Annotated in this window: 19 protein-coding genes; 13 read left to right on the top strand and 6 right to left on the bottom strand. The window is 46.4% G+C overall.

The genetic code is table 11. The annotated features are described in order from the left end of the window. Both QUB35_RS20670 and QUB35_RS20675 read right to left on the bottom strand, forming a co-directional pair. On the bottom strand, positions 1-1,055 hold a 1,055-nt coding region (locus QUB35_RS20670), incomplete at its 3' end, for a serine/threonine-protein kinase (protein WP_333143666.1). A gap of 309 nt (positions 1,056-1,364) precedes the next feature. Then, positions 1,365-1,754: a CVNH domain-containing protein gene (locus QUB35_RS20675; protein ID WP_333143633.1), complete on the bottom strand. Its 390-nt coding sequence runs from the start codon at positions 1,752-1,754 to the stop codon at positions 1,365-1,367. A 465-nt stretch (positions 1,755-2,219) separates the two neighbouring features. Here QUB35_RS20675 and QUB35_RS20680 point away from each other — a divergent pair, with 465 nt between their 5' ends. From QUB35_RS20680 to QUB35_RS20700, 5 genes are all read left to right on the top strand, one after another. After that, positions 2,220-2,624 carry a Nif11-like leader peptide family natural product precursor gene (locus QUB35_RS20680; RefSeq protein ID WP_333143634.1) on the top strand — a complete coding sequence of 135 codons (405 nt, stop codon included), beginning with the start codon at positions 2,220-2,222 and terminating at the stop codon, positions 2,622-2,624. Positions 2,625-2,670: 46 nt separating this feature from the next. Then, positions 2,671-2,910 carry a hypothetical protein gene (locus QUB35_RS20685; RefSeq protein WP_333143635.1) on the top strand — a complete coding sequence of 80 codons (240 nt, stop codon included), beginning with the start codon at positions 2,671-2,673 and terminating at the stop codon, positions 2,908-2,910. A gap of 76 nt (positions 2,911-2,986) precedes the next feature. Continuing rightward, positions 2,987-3,220 (top strand): hypothetical protein, encoded by a 234-nt coding sequence (locus QUB35_RS20690; protein ID WP_333143636.1) that lies wholly within the window; start codon positions 2,987-2,989, stop codon positions 3,218-3,220. A 64-nt stretch (positions 3,221-3,284) separates the two neighbouring features. Then, positions 3,285-3,545: a hypothetical protein gene (locus QUB35_RS20695; protein WP_333143637.1), complete on the top strand. Its 261-nt coding sequence runs from the start codon at positions 3,285-3,287 to the stop codon at positions 3,543-3,545. Between the two features lie 146 nt (positions 3,546-3,691). Further along, positions 3,692-3,832, top strand: a complete 141-nt coding sequence (locus QUB35_RS20700; protein ID WP_333143638.1) for a hypothetical protein — start codon at positions 3,692-3,694, stop codon at positions 3,830-3,832. 166 nt (positions 3,833-3,998) lie between these two features. On the opposite strand, the gene QUB35_RS20705 is transcribed toward QUB35_RS20700, so the two are convergent. From QUB35_RS20705 to QUB35_RS20720, 4 genes are all read right to left on the bottom strand, one after another. After that, a complete protein-coding gene (locus tag QUB35_RS20705; RefSeq protein ID WP_333143639.1) occupies positions 3,999-6,965 on the bottom strand; it encodes an NHLP bacteriocin export ABC transporter permease/ATPase subunit in 2,967 nt (988 codons plus the stop codon). Between the two features lie 294 nt (positions 6,966-7,259). Next, a complete protein-coding gene (locus QUB35_RS20710) occupies positions 7,260-9,470 on the bottom strand; it encodes an NHLP family bacteriocin export ABC transporter peptidase/permease/ATPase subunit (RefSeq protein WP_333143640.1) in 2,211 nt (736 codons plus the stop codon). 279 nt (positions 9,471-9,749) lie between these two features. Further along, the gene (locus QUB35_RS20715; protein ID WP_333143641.1) at positions 9,750-11,537 is read right to left on the bottom strand and encodes an NHLP bacteriocin system secretion protein; all 1,788 of its coding nucleotides are present in this window, start codon (positions 11,535-11,537) and stop codon (positions 9,750-9,752) included. A gap of 1,082 nt (positions 11,538-12,619) precedes the next feature. Next, positions 12,620-12,769: an isochorismate synthase gene (locus QUB35_RS20720; protein WP_333143642.1), complete on the bottom strand. Its 150-nt coding sequence runs from the start codon at positions 12,767-12,769 to the stop codon at positions 12,620-12,622. A 126-nt stretch (positions 12,770-12,895) separates the two neighbouring features. Here QUB35_RS20720 and QUB35_RS20725 point away from each other — a divergent pair, with 126 nt between their 5' ends. The 8 genes from QUB35_RS20725 to crn3 all read left to right on the top strand — a co-directional run bounded on the left by QUB35_RS20725 (position 12,896) and on the right by crn3 (position 19,614). Continuing rightward, complete coding sequence (locus tag QUB35_RS20725; protein WP_333143643.1) at positions 12,896-13,057, top strand: hypothetical protein; 162 nt, start codon at positions 12,896-12,898, stop codon at positions 13,055-13,057. A gap of 211 nt (positions 13,058-13,268) precedes the next feature. Then, entirely contained in the window at positions 13,269-14,693 is a 1,425-nt protein-coding gene (locus QUB35_RS20730; protein ID WP_333143644.1) for a nicotinate phosphoribosyltransferase, read from the top strand. Between the two features lie 83 nt (positions 14,694-14,776). Beyond that, complete coding sequence (locus QUB35_RS20735) at positions 14,777-15,376, top strand: nicotinate-nucleotide adenylyltransferase (protein WP_333143645.1); 600 nt, start codon at positions 14,777-14,779, stop codon at positions 15,374-15,376. Next, a complete protein-coding gene (locus QUB35_RS20740) occupies positions 15,337-16,086 on the top strand; it encodes an NrtR DNA-binding winged helix domain-containing protein (RefSeq protein ID WP_333143646.1) in 750 nt (249 codons plus the stop codon). Before QUB35_RS20735 ends, QUB35_RS20740 begins: the two co-directional genes overlap by 40 nt. Positions 16,087-16,156: 70 nt before the next feature. Next, the gene (locus QUB35_RS20745) at positions 16,157-16,450 is read left to right on the top strand and encodes an isochorismate lyase (protein ID WP_333105335.1); all 294 of its coding nucleotides are present in this window, start codon (positions 16,157-16,159) and stop codon (positions 16,448-16,450) included. An 87-nt stretch (positions 16,451-16,537) separates the two neighbouring features. Beyond that, on the top strand, positions 16,538-18,301 hold the full coding sequence (locus QUB35_RS20750) for an NAD+ synthase (protein ID WP_333143647.1): 1,764 nt from the start codon (positions 16,538-16,540) through the stop codon (positions 18,299-18,301). Between the two features lie 7 nt (positions 18,302-18,308). Then, positions 18,309-19,238, top strand: a complete 930-nt coding sequence (locus QUB35_RS20755; protein ID WP_333143648.1) for a DUF192 domain-containing protein — start codon at positions 18,309-18,311, stop codon at positions 19,236-19,238. A 43-nt stretch (positions 19,239-19,281) separates the two neighbouring features. After that, complete coding sequence (gene crn3 / locus QUB35_RS20760; RefSeq protein WP_190741266.1) at positions 19,282-19,614, top strand: CRISPR-associated ring nuclease Crn3/Csx3; 333 nt, start codon at positions 19,282-19,284, stop codon at positions 19,612-19,614. Positions 19,615-19,735 lie beyond the last annotated feature (121 nt).

Consider the following 19,735-nt stretch of genomic DNA (forward strand, 5'->3'; position numbering starts at 1 on the left):
TCTTGCCTGTGACTGCTTGTGGCACAGGCATCTTGCCTGTGACTGCTTGTGGCACAGGCATCTTGCCTGTGACTGCTTGTGGCACAGGCATCTTGCCTGTGACTGCTGACTGTTTCAAAAGCTGTTAGTAAACTATCAATTTCTCGCTCTCTGCCATAAAGTTTTTGCGGAATTTGAAAGCGATCAGAAATATCTTGACATCCTAGCGAAAAAAAGGATATATTGTTATTGCTGTGCAGTTGATTTAAGCATTCTTCTAAATCCGCTTTAATGCCGATCGCACTTTGATAGCGCTCCTCAGCATTTTTCCCCATCAACTTCATCACAATATCGGAAAGAATTTGCGGAATTTCAGGATTCACCTGAGATGGAGACAAGGGCTGTTTAGCGAGATGACTGTGTACTAATTCCAGCACATCGTTAGTGTCAAAAGGCAGTTGGTATGTCAGCAGTTCGTAAAAGGTAGCGCCCAGGGAATAAAAATCCGTGCGGTAATCTAAACTTCGGTTCATCCTGCCGGTTTGTTCCGGCGACATATAAGCAAGAGTTCCCTCTAAAATGTTGGGATTTTTGATGGTGTAATTCTCGCGCGTCAACTGCGTAGAAATGCCAAAATCGATGATTTTGAGTTGTCCGTTAGCTGGATTGAAGACAATATTTGAAGGGTTAATGTCTTTGTGAATGATGTGGGCGCTGTGAATTTGTTGTAAACCTTCTGTTGTGGCGATCGCAATTCGCAAGAATTCTGCAATACTAAATTTTTGCTGCTGCATCCAAATTTTCAAGGATTCGCCGCCAAAATCCTCAACAAACATCACCAGCGTGTTTTGATATGGCTGCAAATCATAGGCTTTGATACAGCCACTCAGATTCAGAGATTGTGTAATTTTATACTCTGTGCGATAGCGGGCGAGTTCTTGGGGTGTGGGATAATTTTCTTTAAGGACTTTGATCACGACGGGGAGACAGTCGGGTTGTCGGAATGCTCGGTAAACTAGGGAGTTTGCGCTTTCGTAGATGAGTTCTGTGACTTCAACGCCAGGAAAAGTGAGCATATTCAGCCTGCGGTCAACTTTGCAGTCGAACATAGCATAAATTTGCTCCTCACACCAGATGTGCGTGAGCCATCAGTCGATTTTAGATGTTAGATTTTAGATTTTAGATTTGACTCCACATCTGAGATTTTAGATTTTAGAAGCCAAAACAGGCTTCCCAGTCAATACAGCTTGTTCGATAATGTCAGCGGCGCGCTTGACTCCGCCCGATCGCCTCTTGCATCTCGATCGCCCTTTGTTTATACGACTCTTGGGTTAGGACTTTCACAATTGCCGATCGGACTTTAGAAACGCTCAATCCTCCTATAATTAATACATTAGCTTGCCATCGTTATTATTAATTCCCAGTAATGTGACAGAAGAATGCCGATAATCACCGCTAGATGTGCGGCAATTGGCAGAAATTTGAGATCCATTAATACCGAAGTCTGTGCAAGTTCGGTTGAACGTACTTGCTTCCCCAATATTGCCTTGTACCAGTTGTCCATTTTTATTATGAACTCCTTGAATGGTAATGGAAGTGCGCTGATTAGTGCCATCTTTTTTGTCACAAGTTGCAGATAATTGAGCGCCATTGATTGAAAAATCCGTGCAACTGGTAGCAAAGGTACTTGCTTTTTGAGCATGGGTCGGCTGCTGAAAGATGGAGAACGATAGTACGATTGAAGCCGACACTCCAAACAATTTAATGAATTTCATGGTTTTTTTTGTTGATTTACTATTTTTAGCGTAAGATAATAACCCTAAAAACCTTCTAGCTTTTAGTTGAGTATGAACTTAGCCAAATAGTCAGTTGGCGACTCAGCCTCTGTGAGGTAAAATCCTAAACTTTTGGCTGGATGTCGCCCTCAAATATAGGCTGTCATTGCTTATACAAGACTTACGGAGGTATGGAACGCAGGCTTTACTCATTGCACAGAAACGGAGTATTACCAGTCTATAGTTCCGTGGAATATTCGATACCTAACCAAAAGTTCAGGTAATCTCCTCAACTAAAGGTGAGTTAAAGCTCTGTTGTTTTTATAGGTTCAAAACTAAACTTGGAGCTAGCTACTTTAGCTGGGTAATTTCCTAAACTAAATTTACGCATAGGCCAGCACTAGCCTAGCTGGAAAAAACAAATAAGGAGTTACTTCCTTAACAATTCAATTAGGAGCAAATCTCATGTCTTTTGAATTTGAAAGCGTCAATCATTTTTTTCAAGAAGTCTCGCAAGATCCAGAACTCCAGCTACAGTTCCAATCGGTAACGGATCGGGAAAGCTTAGTGAATAAAGCGGTAGCCCTGGGCAAAGAAAAAAGCTACAGTTTCTCCTCAACAGAGGTTTCTGAGTGGCTGGAGTCGGTGACTGCTCAGCATCAGAGCCAGTCAGATACTTCAGGCGAGTTGTCTGACAGTGAATTGGAGGCTGTTGCTGGCGCAGGAGTTATCGGAGCTGGTATAGGAGCAGTTCTAGGTGCTCTAGGTGGATTTCTCGGCGGTCTTTTCGCAGGAGAAGACCCCTTTAAGGAATCCGCAAAAGGAGCTATTTCTGGAGCTGTAGTCGGTGCGGCGACTCCAACACCGTAGGTAATCTTTGTCTTAATACAACACCGAAATCAAAAGGAGCAATCAGATGGACAGCACTAATCAGTTTTGCCAAGAAGTCGATCGAGATTCTGCCGTACAACAGCAACAGTCGCCAGCCAATCCTGTTGCTGAAGAATTGGACGATACGGAATTAGATGCGATCGCAGGCGGTCTTACGTTTTTCAATTGGAGTAGGCTCCAGTGGTACGGTCCGACCGAGAGAATTTCGACCGAGGATTTTGCTAGCGATTTTGCTAGCCACATAGCGGGTAAAAAGGCTGGATAGCAGCCAACTTTGCTAGGAGTTGGTTCGATCGCTTTTGGAAGCAAATTTCACTAATTATCGAAGGAGAAAACATCTGATGGAAAGCAACAATCGATTTTTGCAAGAAGTACCCTCCGAGTCGTCCGCAATCACAGCATCCGCACCGGATAACTCAACTAATCAAGAATTGAATGATACGGAATTAGATGCGATCGCAGGCGGTATCCGTACTATCACAGCCAGCGGTCCAAAGCCCGACTTTTTGTTGCGTATGGGTCCGGTCTTCCAAATAACTGAAGAAACGCTGTCCTATTTGGGACGGAAGATATGAGCTGCTTGTAACTAGAAGCGATCGCGCTTCTGCTGAGTTTAAACATCCAAGGAGAAAACATCTGATGGAAAGCAACAATCACTTTTTGCAAGAATTACCGTCCGAGTCGTCCAAACTCACAGCATCCGAATTGGGAAATTCAACCGATCGAGAATTGAACGACTTGGATCTCGAAGCGATCGCGGGTGGTCATTCTAATATGGCCGATCGCGCTCGGGCTGCCGGTATGCCTGTGGTCACAAGCAACAGTCCCCGACCTCATTTTAAAGGCCCCGCTATCAGTATGGAATTCTTTGAAGCATTAAGGAATTTCGATCGCGGATAGAAGAAATGAGTTGCTTGTAATGAGCCACTTGTAATTGCCAACTGTAACGCGATCGATGAGGCTAAAATTCGCAAAGCAATCGTATACTCTGCGATTGCTTTTTTGTTACAAAATGACAAATACAACAATCCAAATCTACAGAAAATATGAATGCAATACAGCCACTATACCTGATGCAGCAAGCCCCCGATCGGGGCAGCACAACAATATTTAGCGTTGGCTTAGTTATCGCCTGCTTGCTATTGCTAATTTTGTTGTGGTTGCCCGATTTGCTAACAAAACAATAAGCAGTTCTGCAACTATCAATGTACGGAATATAACGGATGTAACTGAGATGTTGCACCAGTTTTAAGCAGGCTTTTATGAACTGGCAAGATGCCCGTTCCACAAAGAGTGAATTTCTTGTGGAACGGGCATCTTGCCCGTTCTTGATAAGGGTTTTACCTTGAATCCCTACTCTATCTGCCGCGCCACTAATCTAGCAAATAATCCTCCCTGTTTTACCAATTCCTCAAAGGAACCAAATTCCACCAAGCGGCCGGCTTCAATTACATAAATGCGATCGGCATTGCGAATCGTACTCAGGCGGTGGGCGATGACAACTCGCGTCACATTCAACTTATCCAAACTCTCAGTAACGATCGCCTGCGTGTGATTGTCCAAAGCACTCGTAGCTTCATCCATCAGGATAACCTTTGGTTTGACAACCATTGCGCGGGCAATTAATAACCGCTGCCGCTGTCCTCCCGAAAGATTCGTGCCGCCCTCGCTGACAACCGTGTGCATTCCCATCGGCATTTGTTCGATATCGGCGGCTAAACCGGCCATTTGCGCCGCTTCCCAAGCTTCCTCCTGCGTTACCATCGCCCCGCAGGTAATATTGTCAAACATCGAACCAGCATTAATTCTGCCGTTTTGCAGCACTACTCCTAACTGCCGCCGCACAGCTTGAACGTCGAGGCCTGCTAAATCTTGATTGTCGTAATAAACAGTGCCACTTTGTGCTATTTCAAATCCCAATAACAGCCGAAATAATGTTGATTTACCGCTACCCGACGGCCCGACGATCGCGATAAATTCTCCCGGTTGAATATTGATGCTGACATCATCTAAAATTGGGGGCCCGTCCTCCCGGTAGCGGAAAGTCGCGCGATCAATCGTAATTTGACCTTTCAAGCGGCCGGGATCGGCTTTTGTCGGGTCAGATTCCGGGATTCCCTGGACGATCGGTTTGGCTCGCTCCCACAGCGGTACAATTCCTAAAATATCAGTTACGGTATTGCTCAAGTCTGTGATGCCAGAAAGAAAGGTTCCGAAGGCGGAATTAAAAGCGAGAAATGTGCCCATGTTCAGTACGTCGCCTCCTGTTTTAGGGTTTTCCATGAACTGAATTGCAAACCAAAACATCAGGATAGAACTTACTAATGGCAGCGCTTCATTAAATACTGAAACGCTGTCGTCAATTCGTTTAATTCCTGTTCTTAGCTTGATTTGCTGGCTATATTTTTTCGCCCAAGCTGCAAACGCTCGCCCTTCTGCAGCCGCTACCCGCAGCTTTGATACTCCGTTGATCAGTTCTACTGTCAGCCCGTTAATATCGCCTTCTCCTGTTTCCATCTGCCGCTCTTTTGGGATTAAGAGCAAGCTCGATGTAACTGTTACTATAACCGCGATAAGAGTTAAACCAATTCCGACTAAAGCCAGCGGCAGGCTGTAAATAAACATCAGCCCCAAATTCAGCAGGGAAAATATCGCGTTCAAAAGTGTCCGCTGCGTCGCGCCGCTGAGTTGGGCGCGAATTTGATTAACTGCTAATAAGCGAGTTAGCAAGTCCCCAGATGAATAGCTGCGAAAAAATGCCGATTTTAATCTCAGCAATCGATCCCAAACTGCCGGCTGGAGAGTGCCACTAGCAGCATTTTCGATCCGCAGGGTCAGAATTGTTTGGGCCATGCTAAATACAGCCCGTCCGATCGCCGCAACTAACAATACCAGCCCTAACTGCCACAGTAACAAACGATCGCTGTCGGGAATAGCATCATTGACCAAAATCGAGGTAGCTTGCGGCGTCACCATCCCCAACAGCGTTCCCAATATCCCCAGCCCGAAAGCAACGATGATGTCTTTTTCGTAGCCCTTCGTCCCGAAGCGAAACAGTTCCGCAGCGTTGTGAAGCAATAGCGGCAGGGGCCGGTAAAACATGAGAGTTTCTGACGACAACTCTTGGGCGATTGCTTTAGTTACCCGTTTGCGAGTGCGGTCGATCGGATCGAACAAAGTATAGCGAGATCCCTTACCGGGCAGCAAAGCTACAGGTCGATTTTCGGACTTTGTATAAGCCAATAGCGGGCCGCAGTTTTGCCGCCACCAATCCCCAGCCAGCAGCACGTGGCGGGTGCGAAATTGGGACGATCGCGCGATCGCCTCCATCGGATCTTTAACTCGACTCAAATCTTCGGAACCCGCCGGGGGATTGACGGTTATACTTTGTGCCTTACCTACAGCCCCAGCAGCGATTAACAGCGGCGTTCCTTCCTCAGACAAGGCAGTTTTCCGGGGATGCAAAACCTCGGTTAAATCTCCCAAAGCTGTCTGAGTTACTTGGCGGTTTAGCTGTTCGCGTTCCTGAAAGCGCCGAAATTCCTCTGCTTTTTGCTGGGAAACCAGCAAGTTCAAGCAGCAGCAAAAATACTCGTGCAGCAAAGCTAAACTCGCGGGCAGCCAGTCGGCATTTTCCACCTCTGCTGTTGAGAAAATTTGCACCTCAACTTCCCCGGATGCCACCAGCAAAATATTCCCAGCCAGGGGAAACGCTGGGGAAGCGGAATTTAACTGCAATTCCCCGACACTCGCATCGCCCGACGAGACGCGCACCCAGACAACTGTTCCCGGAGGCGATCGCAGAATTTGACCGGGAAGTAGCGATATCTGCTGCGAGGCTGCTAAAACAACAGTTTCTGGCGCAACTTTTTCATCGGGGGCGTGAAGCGCATCTATCCCGTAGGGAATCACTCGTTCTCCCAAATGCTGTATCCACCCTTCCACAAGCGATCGCGTTTTGCTGTCACCAGCAGCAACTAAAGCGGCACAATCTGCGATCGCGATCGGTTCCAGTTCCGTTTCGGCGATCGCGATCGCCAGAAGTCCCCAACCTGGTTTTAAATTTTCTCCCCCCCTTGTAGGGGCGGTGCCCCCGTGCCCGCCCTGGTTGGGGGGGGTAGCAGCGCCGAACAAAGCCTCGCCGGCACCGACGCCGAACATATAATGGCGGTTGCCCGCAGGCTTCTCACTTTGTATCTTGCCTGCAAACACTGCGATCGCGCCCGACTTAACAATCCATACCTGATGCGGGTCATTCAGCAGCAGCGGTTCATTTCCTTTAATTCGGTGCAGTTTCTTAACAGGATTTAGATCGAGCATAGCTAGTAATTTGCGAGTAGTAATATCAAGTCCGGCAGGGGTTTAAAGCCTTGCCTCAAAGAAGACAGTGCGATCGTATCGATCGGGCTAATCCACAGATCCTAGGAGTGATTAAAATCCCCGTCTCATAGCTAAAGTCGGTTTTAACCGACTGAATAGCTAAGACTCTATAGCCAACACTGAATAGCCCAATCAAACCATCGCTCATTTCAGTCCTCTTCAGAGGACTTTAGCTATTAGACAGGGAATTCATTCCCTGGCGGACTACCGGGTTGGCTACTGTATTTCTGCTGTTTATTGTTCATTCCCAACCAAACGAGCATAAGGCCCTCCCAGCTTTTGCAACTCCTCATGAGTGCCTCTTTGAACTACTTTCCCCCCTGCGAGCATAATAATTTCATCGCAATCTCGAATCGTACTCAAACGGTGAGCAACCACAATACAAGAAGTACCGCGACGCCTCAAATTGCGATCGATAATTAACTCTGTTTCAGCATCCAGAGCACTCGTTGCTTCATCCAGCACCAACACCGCTGGATTCCTCACTAATGCCCTGGCAATTTCCAAGCGCTGCCGCTGTCCGCCACTCATATTTGTCCCCCCTTCATTGAGTTGAGCATCGTATCCTCCCGGCATATTCAAAATAAGTTCGTGAATTGCCGCATCAATGCACGCTTGCACTAAATCTGCTTCCGGTACTGTGGGGTCCCAAAGCGTGAGATTTTCCCGAACAGTGCCGGCAAATAGAAATATCTCTTGTTCGACCATTGCCAGCGAATTTGCTAGGATAGAACGGGGAATCAAATTGCGGGGAACCCCGTCAAATAAAATTTCGCCATTCATTGGTTCGTAAAGCCCGGTCACAAGTTTGGCAATAGTAGATTTGCCCGAACCGCTTCCCCCCACTAACGCTACCCGCTGACCAGGTTTTACGGTTAAGTTCAAGTTGTCAATTAGCGGCGCTTCCAAGCGGCTGTAGCCAAAACTCACACTCCGCAATTCAATGCTTCCTTGCAGGTGAAAAGCATCTGGTGCGATCGCGCCGCGGCCGTTTTCATTATTAAAAGAATCGCGATCTGCTTCTGGATCGATCGGGTTTTGCAGAACGTCATCAAGTCGGCTTAAATCGGCTTCTAATTCTTGCAGAGTGCTGCCAAAATTGACTAGATTGTTGACGGGTCGGAGGAATTGCTGAGTGAGACTTTGATAGGCAATTAACATCCCGATACTCAAACCGCCGTTCATCACCCGCAAGCCGCCGACAACTAAGATAGCAGTTGCAGCTAATGCCGTTAAAAATGCTGGTAATATTGACAATACTTGAGTGGGCAAAGCCAATTCTTGCTGGGCGTTGCTCATTTTGGCATAGTACCCGGCAAACTTAGAAAATAAATCGAATTCTAAACCGCTAGCTTTGACAGTTTCTATAGATTGAATGCCTGCGATTGCAGCACCGCCAACCTTACCTGTTTCCTGAGCTAATCTGGTGTTAGCATCGACGCGACTGCGGGATAAAGATTGCAGTGCCAGAAAGTTTAAGGCCGCAAAAACAGCGGCAACACTGGTCAATACCCAGTCGTACATAACCATAATTATCGCATAGAAAACCATCATCACTGCGTCGATCGCAGTTGCAGCAAGTTTCCCCGATAAAATTTCAGCAACCTTATCATTAACTTGGCAGCGGCTGCTAATTTCACCTGCAAACCGCTGGGCGTAAAATCCCACAGGCAAGCGCAACGTATGCCAGACAAACTGTCCCGACATCGAAATCGCAAGCTTGTTTGCCAGCCGCCGCAAATAGAAAAGCCGCATCCGCGCTAGCAACCCTTGAATAGCAGCGGCAAACAACATTCCTAATATTAAAGGTCGCAGCCACTCGTGACGGTTTTCGACGAGAATTTCATCCACAAAAATTTGGGTAAATGCCGCGCCAGCCAAACGGGGAACAGTCAGTAATAAACCAGCAATTAAACAAAATGCGATCGCCCAACGGGAACTTTGCAATCGGGAATCTAAAGCACTGGCAATACTGGGTTTTTTCCCACCCTTTTTAAACTCCGGCCCAGGCTCAAAAGTCAAAACAACGCCAGTATAAGCAGACTTAAATTCTTCTAGGGAAACAGTCCTCGGCCCCGATGCGGGGTCGTTGAGGTAAACGCGCTTTTTCTTAATACCCTCAACTACCAAAAAGTGATTGAAATTCCAAAAAACAATAAAAGGCGGCGGTACAGTTTTCAACTCTTCGACAGTTTTTTTAAACCCTTTAGCATCTAAGCCGTAAATTCGGGCTGCTTTGAGGATATTAGAAGCTTTACTGCCATCGCGAGAAACGCCGCACTCGCTCCGCAATTGAGCTAAAGGTACCGGGTGTTCGCAGTAACTTAAAATAATTCCTAAAGCAGCAGCACCGCATTCTACTGCTTCCATTTGCAGCAGCGTGGGAGTACGAACTCGCCTTAATTTGCGCGGTGTAAAAAACTTGTCAATCCAGGGAATTTTCATCTGTTATAAGGCTAAAATCCATAATAAACTTTGCTTGTATTCGAGTCTAGATCCCCCTAAATCCCCCTGATTGTTGGGGAGTAGGGGTTGACTTTGACTGCTCTTGTCCCCCCCTTGTTAAGGGGGGTTAGGGGGGATCTAGACTTCGATATAAACAAGAGAGACGGTCGGTTTAATAGTAAGGTGCGTTAGACCCGAAATCCTCGATAATCATTCTACAACTTCGTCTGACGCACCCTACAAGTCGATGGGAGTGTGACAGTTAGCCTTAGTCCTAAATTAATAAACTCCTGTCAAAGACCGAAAAATAGGAATCACGTAAGAAATCGGCGCTAACTGCCCGATTTGAACCCGCACTAGCGCAGTAGTACCGGGGGAAATCTTGAGAGGAGGCCCGTTCGAGGAAGACCATTTGTAACCGCTGATAGTGTTCGGATCTTCCTGCAATTCCACAAATATTTGCACGGGAGCACCGCCACCAGCTATGTTTTTTGCGATGCTGTCAGCCAAATTTTCATTGCCGATAATTGACGACATATCTTGATTAGTAACCGGAAAAGGAGAAACTTGGGTTACTTTGCCGACAATGCCGCCGTAGCGTTCCCGCTTGACGACGCTAGGGGTAACTTGTACGGTCATTCCCGGTTTAATTTGCTTGCCGTCTCTGTCAGCAAAATAAACAAGACTGACCATTTTTTCGCGAGAATTTTTAGATTCAACTGTCCCGATCCTTGTACCGATGTTCAGTATTTGACCTGCAACGGCGCTAACTTCTAAAACGCGGCCGTCGTATTGGCTGGTAATTTTGCTGTCGGCTGTCAACTGATTCTGCAAGTGGGCAATCTTGCGTTTAACTTCCTGAATTTGATTTGTTTGGGCGATCGACTTCTCTAAATCTTGTTGAGCTAGTTTGACCGCTTGGGTTTCCATGTCTTTAATCTTAGTTTTGATTTCGTCAATTTTATTCAGGTTTTGCAGGTACTCCCGTTCGGTGTTACTTTTCTGAACTTTAAGTTCTTGGAGATTGTTTTTAATTTCGTTAAGGCGGTTGAGATTTTGCAGGTACTCCCGTTCGGTATTGGTAGCTTCTACCTTGAGTTGCTGCCGGCTGTTTTTGAGGTCGTCAATTTTATTGAGATTTTGCAGGAATTCGCGATCGCTATTGGTTTTCTGAACGTCGAGTTCTTTTAACTGCGTTTCAATATCCGCCAGTTGCATCTGAGAGTCCGCGAATTCCTGTCTCGCTTGCAGCATTACATCCTCGCTGATCGCCCTCTCTTGTTCGTAAAGAACGCGGCGAGTTTCAAACCGCTGCTGTAAAGTTTCCACCAAAGAAGCGATGTGCTGTTTTCGCTGCAAAAGACTGTCCTGTTTTTTGGCGATCGCGGCCAGAGTTTGCTGCCGCAATATCGGTGCAACTTGTTCTCGCCGCAAACTTTCTTCCAAACTTTGGCGTTTTTCTGCTAATGCTGTCAGAGTTTGCTGCCGCAGTACCGGCGCAATTTGTTCGCGGCGCAAACTTTCTTCCAAACTTTGCCGTTTTTGCTCTAATGCCGCCATACTTTGCTGGTGCAGTATCGGTGCAACTGACTCCCTATTCAAGCTTTCTTGAAGGTCTTTTTGCTGCTGTTCTAGCGTTTTTAATTCCAGGGCAATTTGCTGTTTTTGCAGCTTATTAGTATCTTGTTTTTGCCCTTGCAGTTGGGCTAATTTCGCTTTTTCTTGCTCTAACTGCTGCTTGAGGTCTAGTTTATCAATTCTACCGATTTCCTGACCCCGTTTAACAACATCTCCCGGCTTGATATTTAGCTTTACCAATTGACCGGAACTAGCAGCTTGAAATTGCACGACTCGGCGGGGCAGAAGCAACACGCCTTGACCGGAAACAGTCAGCGGAATTCGCCCGATCGCACTCCAAACCCCCGCAGCAGCAACTAAACAGCCAATTGCAGTTAGTGGCAGCCACGATCGAGGACTAACCACCTGCATCATTTGGTCGAGGCGTTCCGGTGAAGATAAGCGATCGATCGCTTCAGTAGTGAAAAGTTTGTTTTGTTTTACCTGCATCAGCTATTCCTTTCGAGAGTGCGATCGCGGCTGTAAGCAGGGGTGTATTTGAAAGGGAAATTCCTTGCAAGTCAATTGAGGCACAAACAATTTCCCAACAAACGTTCAAAGCTTCCGTGCAATTACTTGAATGTTCTCACTCCTGTTTGCAGCTTGCCTGTAAAATCACTTTACGACAATTAACCCTCGTAAGACCTAACTAACAGTAGAGTTTTCAGCTAACAAAAAGACCAGCGTACAGCCAGTCTTCAGACGGGGGAATGACCCGAACTTTCGGCTAGGTATCGCCCGCAGCCAGGGCCTACACATTGGTCACCAGTTAAGCTAAAAACACTTTGGTCAATGGGTAGAATTACTCTAAAGTATCGAAGTAGCAACTTAAAATGTGGTGCGATTTGTTCAATGAGGTGGGTAAAACATTTACGACACCTGCAAGGATTGCTATATAGTTTGATTTTTGATAAAATTAGTGAACCAACCCCAGTGCAACAAAAGGTTCTAGTTTTGCTTGTGTTTCTCTAACTTATACGCAGTAAACCGGGCGCCCGAATCTTTCTTTAAAAAGCTTACTCTACACTGAATATACCTTTTATCTATTGGGGAAGTTCAGTGTAATTGGTGATTGGTAATTGTAGGTTGGGTAGAACTAAGGAATGAGAATTAAATAACTTACAATGCGTGATGGTTCTTGTGGGATGGGCGTCCCGCCCGTCCAGAAAGGGCGGGACGCCCGCCCGTCCAGAAAGGGCGGGCGTCCCGCCCAACCCACAAACTTGTGTAAATTATTTAATTCGCGATCCTAAGAGAAACCGCACCTACAATTACTATTAACAGTCAATCGATTTTAGATTAAAGAATTGAAGCATTGACCCCACGGATAAATTCGGGGGCTTGCTTATCGGATACAGGTTTTTGATTTCTCCGTCCTGAGTCTGCAAAGGAATGAATCACGTGGCGGGTATCCTGGATGCTTTCGGTCAAAATCACAAGTCAAAAGTTAACAGTCAACAGTTAATTGTTAACCGTTGACTGTTAAACTGAATGCCTGTGCCGAGCTCGCTATAAACTGCCGGAAGGGCGGTTCATTCTTTCGATTTAGAACTTTTGGAGAGCTTACCCTCAAAAGGTTGAACTCCACTATTTGGATAGTTGTCATCGCTGGGGCTAAAAATCCGCACCGCTGCTTCCGAAACGTAACGCATCGCGTTTGCCAAAGATTTAGAAAGATTCATAGAATCTGCCTCTCTTGTCTGAGTTCTGATACTTTTAATATTACTCAGATTTTTGGGCGGTGGATGACTTTAGCAATATTTATTTGAATTACTTATTAGTCTGCAACATCGAAGCAAGCTGAAGCTTTGAGAAATTACGCATTTTTGGACGATCGACCTTTTGGTGGTAGATTTTTCCTTGCTAAACTCAAGCAGTCGCGATCGCCCTCCGACGCTCAGAAACCGCGTTGTCTAACTCTATTCAAGGGCTGCAACGAAATATTTTCGCAAAAAACCCGCAACGCTTGAGTGTTTGTGCTTAATTCCTGAGTTTGTTAAATTAAGTATTTATATGGGTTTTACCATAATATTAATCTACCCATTAACCGAAATCCGCTATTTAAGGGCATAATCAGCGAATTTCTCCGACAAATATCTGCCATCTTTATCAAAAATTTACAAAAAGATATGGTGTTTGTCACTATAATTAAGAAAAAGAAGTTTGTCCGGGGTTTTTCTTATGAAAACTACCACAGAAAGCCTGCAGCTCACAGGTTTTGAAGAAATCTTAGAAGACCAGGAACTGACGGTTTCTTCAGCAGATTACAGCCTTTTGACCGATCTCTACCAGCTAACGATGGCCGCTTGTTACGTCGGGGAAGGACTCGACGGGCGGGCCGCGAGTTTTGAGTTGTTCGCGCGCAGGCTGCCAGAGGGTTTTGGCTACGCGATCGCGATGGGTTTGGCTCAAGTTATCGATTATTTGGAAAAATTTCGGTTTTCGCCGGCGCAAATTCAGGCTTTGCAGTCCACTGGGATTTTTGCTGGCGCCCCGGAACGATTTTGGACTTTACTCGCCACAGCCCGCTTTACTGGCGATGTTTGGGCGGTGCCGGAGGGGACGGCGGTGTTTGCCAACGAGCCTCTGCTGCGAATTGAGGCTCCTCTGTGGCAGGCTCAGTTAGTGGAAACTTATTTATTGAATGCCATAAATTATCAAACTTTGATTGCGACGCGGGCAGCGCGGCTGCGCGATGTGGCGGGCCCGGAGGCTAAATTGCTAGAATTCGGGACGCGGAGGGCTTTTGGGCCTCAAGCTGCTGTATGGGCTGCTAGGGCTGCCCTGGCTGCGGGGTTCGACGGAACTTCTAATGTTTTGGCTGCTTTGAAGTTAGGCAGCAAACCTGTAGGTACGATCGCCCATGCTTTGGTAATGGCTGTTGCCGCCCTCGAAGGCAGCGAGAATCAGGCGTTTGCAGCTTTTCACCGCTATTTTCCGGGGGCGCCACTGCTGATAGATACTTACGATACTGTGGCGGCGGCGCGGATGTTGGCCGATCGAGTAAACAGCGGTGAAATGCAGTTGGAAGGCGTGCGGCTGGATTCGGGCGATTTGGCGGTGCTGTCTCGGGAAGTTCGATCGATCCTGCCTGGGGTTCCAATTTTTGCTAGTGGCGATTTGGACGATCGAGAAATTGCTAAATTAAAAAGTAGCGGCGCTTGCATTGACGGTTACGGTTTGGGAACGAAGTTGGTCAGCGGTTCCCCTGTGAACGGTGTTTATAAGTTGGTGGAAATTGACGGAATTCCGGTGATGAAAGAGGCAAGCGGCAAGGTAACATATCCAGGAAGAAAGCAAATTTTTAGACATATTGAAAATGGACACATTCTCGGAGATTGTTTGGGATTGTCAGGAGAAACTATTCACAATTGCGATTCTTACTTACCATTAATGGAGTTGGTTGTAAAGGACGGCACACGAGTGCAGAACCAGGAAAGTTTGGACGATATCGCCAAACGAACTGCTGCTTCTGTCGCCAGTCTGCGCCCCGAAACTCGCCAACTTGACAACCCGATTTCGCCGCCTGTGGAAATTTCTACAGATTTGCAGAGTCTCACCCAAAAAACGAAAAAGAGTCAATCGATTTTAGATTTTAGATTTTAGATTTTAGATTGAAGTCAGTAGTCAGTAGTCAGTAGTCAACAATCAACAGTCAACAGTCAACAGTCAACAATTACCGATTACCTATGCAGAAGATTGCTCTTTTTGGAACCAGTGCCGATCCGCCCACAGCAGGACACAAAACAATTCTGAGTTGGCTTTCCCAACATTTTGATTGGGTAGCAGTTTGGGCGTCGGACAATCCTTTTAAGTCGCACCAAACTTCTCTAGAACACCGATCGGCAATGCTGCTGTTAATGATTCAAGAAATTAATTCGCCCAGACACAATCTTTGCTTGCATCCAGAGCTCAGCAGTCCAAGGACGCTAGAAACTGTGGAACAAGCAAGAGTGCTGTGGCCGGATGCAGATTTGACACTGGTAATAGGTTCGGACTTGGTGGGGCAACTGCCTCGCTGGTACAAATTTGAACAATTGTTAAAACAAGTGGACTTGCTGATAGTACCGCGACCGGGTTATCCGTCAGAACAATTAGATTTGTGGCAGTTGAGGCGCATGGGTGCAGAGGTGGCGATCGCATCTTTGAATGGTCCCAATGTTTCTTCTACCTTCTATCGGGAAACAGGAGACACCCAAGCCCTGACTCCGACCATCGAAGATTACATCAATAGGGAGCATTTGTACGCATGGCACGAGGCACGAAAAAGAGCGAAGGTTGCTCATTAGCTGACTTTAAAGTAGGAGTAGATAATGTGATTTTTTCCGTCGATGCCGTGCAGAACCGCTTGTTGGTACTGTTGGTAATGCGGCAAGACGAACCGTTTATGGATTCTTGGAGTCTTCCTGGTACTTTGGTGCGGGACGGAGAGTCTCTTGAAAATGCGGCTTACCGGATTTTGTCTGAGAAAATTCGGGTAAAAAATTTGTATCTGGAGCAATTGTATACTTTCGGAGAACCGGGGCGCGATCCTCGGGAAGTTACCAGGGGCGATCGTTATCTTTCGGTGAGTTATTTTGCTTTGGTTCGCTTTGAGGAAGCTGAGTTAATTGCTGGGAGTGTAGTGGCGGGTGTCGGACACCGCGTCGGCGGCATTGCTTGGTATCCCGTGCAACAAGTTCCTAAGCTGGCCTTCGATCACAATCAAATTCTCGAATACGGATACCGGCGACTGCGTAACAAACTTGAATACAGTCCGGTAGCTTTTGAAGTTTTGCCGGATGTTTTTACTTTGAGCGATTTGTATCAGCTTTATACAACTATTTTGGGGGAAAGTTTTTCTGATTATTCTAATTTTAGATCTCGATTGTTAAAATTGGGTTTTTTGTGCGATACCGGTGTTAAGGTTTCGCGGGGGGCTGGCCGCCCTGCTAGTTTGTACCGCTTTGATGCGGCCGCTTTTGCTCCTTTCAAAAATAAGCCACTGGTGTTTATCTAGCTGTTACTTAGATGACATTCGGGGATCAATTTAGTAACATTAGAATAGAAGCTATTAAGGAGTGCAGACGATGAAAGACCCTGATGAATGCGCTAATATTCACGAAGTTCGGGAGGAAATTGATATCATCGATCGAGAAGTGATCGAGGCTTTGAGCAAGAGATTTCAATACGTCATCGCGGCCGCAAGGTTCAAAACGAGTGAAGCTAGCGTTAAATCGTTCGATCGCTTTCACGATATGTTACAGCAGCGGCGCGAGTGGGCTCAAGAATCGGGTTTGAATCCTGATGTGGTTGAAAATATTTACCGGGATTTGGTAAATTATTATATTGAAGAAGAGTTGAAACATTACAAATCCAAGTAATCTTTCGCTACATTCAAATCTAGGACTATAGGAAAGTGAGTCCGCGCGGGCGGACTGTTAGCAATATTTATTAGGTGATTTGGTGAGATGAAAATTGCGATCGCACAACTCAATCCTACTATTGGTGATATCTTGGGCAACTCCAACCTAATTCTGGAGGCTGCGAAAAAAGCTGAGGTTGAGGGCGCAAACTTATTGCTAACACCGGAACTTTCCCTGATCGGTTATCCGCCGCGCGATTTGTTAATCAATCCGAGTTTCATTGCAGATGCAGGTGCACAGTTGCTGCAACTGGCGCAAGCTTTGCCACCGGAGTTGGCAGTCATAGCAGGCACTGCCTTACCTAATGCTAATGCTGTTCAACTAGGCGGAAAATCCTTGTTTAATAGCGCTGTTTTGTTGCAAAATGGCGTGGTCAAACAAGTTTTTCATAAACGCTTGTTGCCTACTTATGATGTATTTGATGAAGATAGATATTTTGCACCGGGAGAAAACAGCCATTATTTTACTATTGGCCAAGTCAAAATCGGCGTGACAATTTGTGAAGATTTGTGGAACAATGAGGAGTTTTGGGGTAAACGCAGTTACGCGGGCGATCCGGTTTCCGATTTGGCAAAATTGGGTGTAGATTTAGTGGTGAATTTGTCGGCATCGCCTTATTCTGCGGGAAAGCGGGGAGTGCGATCGGCTATGTTGCAGCACAGCGTCATCCGCTGCGGGAAACCGATTATTTACGCTAATCAGGTAGGCGGAAATGACGATATTATTTTTGACGGCAGCAGTTTTGCTGTGAATCGAAAGGGTGATTTGATTGAGGTATTAGCTTCTTTTGAAACTGATTTTGTGGTGCTGGAATATGACCAAGCTAAACAAGATTTAGTGGGCAGCAATCAGCAAAGTGCAGCAGGAATTGATGCGGCGCCGTTGAGTTTTTATCCGGCGGTTGGAGATGCAGAAATTTGGGCGGCTTTGGTTTTGGGAGTGCGAGATTATGTCCGCAAGTGCGGTTTTTCTAAGGTTGTACTCGGTTTGAGCGGTGGGATAGATTCGGCTTTGGTGGCTGCGATCGCCACTTGCGCGATCGGGCACGAAAATGTTCTAGGGGTGTTGATGCCTTCTCCTTACAGTTCGGATCATTCGGTTAATGATGCTGTGGAATTAGCCCGAAATCTGGGCATCGCGATCGAACAATTGCCGATCGGCGATTTGATGGAAACTTACGATCGCACTCTCGCCAATTTGTTTGTCAATACAACTTTCGGGATTGCTGAGGAAAATATTCAATCGCGGATTCGTGGCAATCTGTTGATGGCAATTTCTAATAAGTTCGGACATTTGCTGCTTTCGACGGGCAATAAGTCGGAAATGGCGGTGGGTTACTGCACTCTCTACGGCGATATGAATGGGGGATTGGCGGTGATTTCTGATGTGCCGAAAACTCGCGTTTATTCGCTTTGTCGGTGGCTGAATTCTGGCGGATATGTAGGGGCGGCGCCCCCGTGCCCGCCCTCTCCATACCCACCCCCATGCCCGCCCCTGGGCAAGGAAATTATTCCGGTTAATATTATTAATAAAGCGCCGAGTGCTGAACTGAAACCTGGCCAAATTGACCAAGATTCTTTGCCGGATTACGATGTTTTGGATGACATCTTGTATCGGTTGATAGAACATCACGAATCTGCCCAAAAAATGGTCGCTGCCGGACACGATGAAGCCGTGGTTAAACGGGTAGTAAAATTAGTGAGGCAAGCGGAGTTTAAACGGCGGCAAGCAGCCCCTGGTTTGAAAATTAGCGATCGAGCTTTTGGTACCGGTTGGCGGATGCCGATCGCCAAATCTTCCTTCTATTAAACGCAAAATGGTTAACATCGACGGTACTTTCGGCTTCGATTTTCTCCTTGGAAGTCTCAGCAACGACACGATTAAAGGATTTGCGGGTAATGATACTATTCAAGGTTTGGGGGGAAATGACCGAATTTTTGGCGATCGGGAAAATGACTTGCTAGCAGGAAATGAAGGGGCTGATACGGTGTCTGGCGGGCAGGGAAGCGATACAATCTATGGAGGACAAGAGTCGGATTGGATTTTTGGCGATCGGGGTAACGATTTGCTAATAGGCGGCGAAGGCAAGGATATCTTGACAGGAGGCGCGGGGGAGGATTTATTTGTGATGAAAAAAACCGCCGCCACATCTACTATTACTCAAGCCGATATAATTACAGATTTTGGCAACGGCAATGATAAAATTGTCTTGACAGAAGGCATGAAAATTAGCGATTTAGAGCTTTCAGTTTCCGACAACCAAACTATTATGAAAGATAAAAACTCTGGTAATTATTTAGGAGTTGTTTCGGGAAATTCTAATCTGACTGAATCCAACTTTATGTCGCTGTTTGGCGGACTAGATATGGGTCAGCTTTTGCCAATTTCGGTTAACACGATTATAGCCGATCGCGCGATCGGACTGGAAGTGGCGCAAACTCCCCAAGAACAAGCCACAGGTTTAATGTTTCGCACAGAATTGCCAGACGACAGAGGAATGCTTTTCCCCATCGAACCCGCGCGAAACGTGCGTTTTTGGATGAAAAACGTGTTGATTGAGCTGGATATGGTTTTTCTGCGGGAAGGCGTCGTGCAGGCGATAATTCCTAACGTACCGCCGTGTTTGACCGAAACCTGCCCCAACTACGGCCCGGATGTTCCCGTTGACGGAGTTATTGAACTCAGAGGCGGAAGGGCGGCCCAATTGGGACTCAAAATTGGCGATCGGATTCCCAATTTACCCTAAAAGGTATATGATTTTATCGCAGCATTCAACATTTGTGCATCCAATGAATCCTATTGAATTAAAAATAATCCCCAATCAAACTCAAGACGGTTTAGCTTACCAACATTTGCGCTTGCGAATTACAACTCAAGACGGTATTATCACACCCGATGATTTACAAGGTTTGAAACTTCCTCAAGACGTTCAATTAAGCCAAGGAATTGTCATTGAAGGTAGAGGAGCAATTTGGCTGTACGGGTATTTAGTGCACGAATGTCATCCTGCAGCTTGGGTCGGATGTTACGATCCGCGATTAGAAGGTGCGGTGGTAGTAGCGACGCACAAGCACGAGGTATCTGTTGGACAGGTATTAAAATTGAGTTTACCGAGCGATTAAGACTCTCCTGAGTTTTAGGTGATAATAAATAAAAATAAAACTTCCCGTGGTGGGGGCATATTACCTGCGTTAGCGACACGCTAACACTAATGTTTCCACCACAAATCCAGGAGAGTCGCGA

This window comes from Microcoleus sp. B13-B6 (genome assembly GCF_036705405.1).
Taxonomy (GTDB): Bacteria; Cyanobacteriota; Cyanobacteriia; order Cyanobacteriales; family Microcoleaceae; genus Microcoleus.

Bases quoted from the DNA above. Each gene is read 5' to 3' on its own strand.
- QUB35_RS20720 (WP_333143642.1), bottom strand. From the start codon at position 12,769: ATGAATCTTTCTAAATCTTTGGCAAACGCGATGCGTTACGTTTCGGAA.
- QUB35_RS20690 (WP_333143636.1), top strand. From the start codon at position 2,987: ATGGAAAGCAACAATCGATTTTTGCAAGAAGTACCCTCCGAGTCGTCC.
- QUB35_RS20715 (WP_333143641.1), bottom strand. From the start codon at position 11,537: ATGCAGGTAAAACAAAACAAACTTTTCACTACTGAAGCGATCGATCGC.
- QUB35_RS20700 (WP_333143638.1), top strand. From the start codon at position 3,692: ATGAATGCAATACAGCCACTATACCTGATGCAGCAAGCCCCCGATCGG.
- QUB35_RS20680 (WP_333143634.1), top strand. From the start codon at position 2,220: ATGTCTTTTGAATTTGAAAGCGTCAATCATTTTTTTCAAGAAGTCTCG.
- QUB35_RS20705 (WP_333143639.1), bottom strand. From the start codon at position 6,965: ATGCTCGATCTAAATCCTGTTAAGAAACTGCACCGAATTAAAGGAAAT.
- QUB35_RS20695 (WP_333143637.1), top strand. From the start codon at position 3,285: ATGGAAAGCAACAATCACTTTTTGCAAGAATTACCGTCCGAGTCGTCC.
- QUB35_RS20730 (WP_333143644.1), top strand. From the start codon at position 13,269: ATGAAAACTACCACAGAAAGCCTGCAGCTCACAGGTTTTGAAGAAATC.
- QUB35_RS20740 (WP_333143646.1), top strand. From the start codon at position 15,337: ATGGCACGAGGCACGAAAAAGAGCGAAGGTTGCTCATTAGCTGACTTT.
- QUB35_RS20755 (WP_333143648.1), top strand. From the start codon at position 18,309: ATGGTTAACATCGACGGTACTTTCGGCTTCGATTTTCTCCTTGGAAGT.
- QUB35_RS20735 (WP_333143645.1), top strand. From the start codon at position 14,777: ATGCAGAAGATTGCTCTTTTTGGAACCAGTGCCGATCCGCCCACAGCA.
- QUB35_RS20750 (WP_333143647.1), top strand. From the start codon at position 16,538: ATGAAAATTGCGATCGCACAACTCAATCCTACTATTGGTGATATCTTG.
- QUB35_RS20710 (WP_333143640.1), bottom strand. From the start codon at position 9,470: ATGAAAATTCCCTGGATTGACAAGTTTTTTACACCGCGCAAATTAAGG.
- crn3 (WP_190741266.1), top strand. From the start codon at position 19,282: ATGAATCCTATTGAATTAAAAATAATCCCCAATCAAACTCAAGACGGT.
- QUB35_RS20675 (WP_333143633.1), bottom strand. From the start codon at position 1,754: ATGAAATTCATTAAATTGTTTGGAGTGTCGGCTTCAATCGTACTATCG.
- QUB35_RS20745 (WP_333105335.1), top strand. From the start codon at position 16,157: ATGAAAGACCCTGATGAATGCGCTAATATTCACGAAGTTCGGGAGGAA.
- QUB35_RS20685 (WP_333143635.1), top strand. From the start codon at position 2,671: ATGGACAGCACTAATCAGTTTTGCCAAGAAGTCGATCGAGATTCTGCC.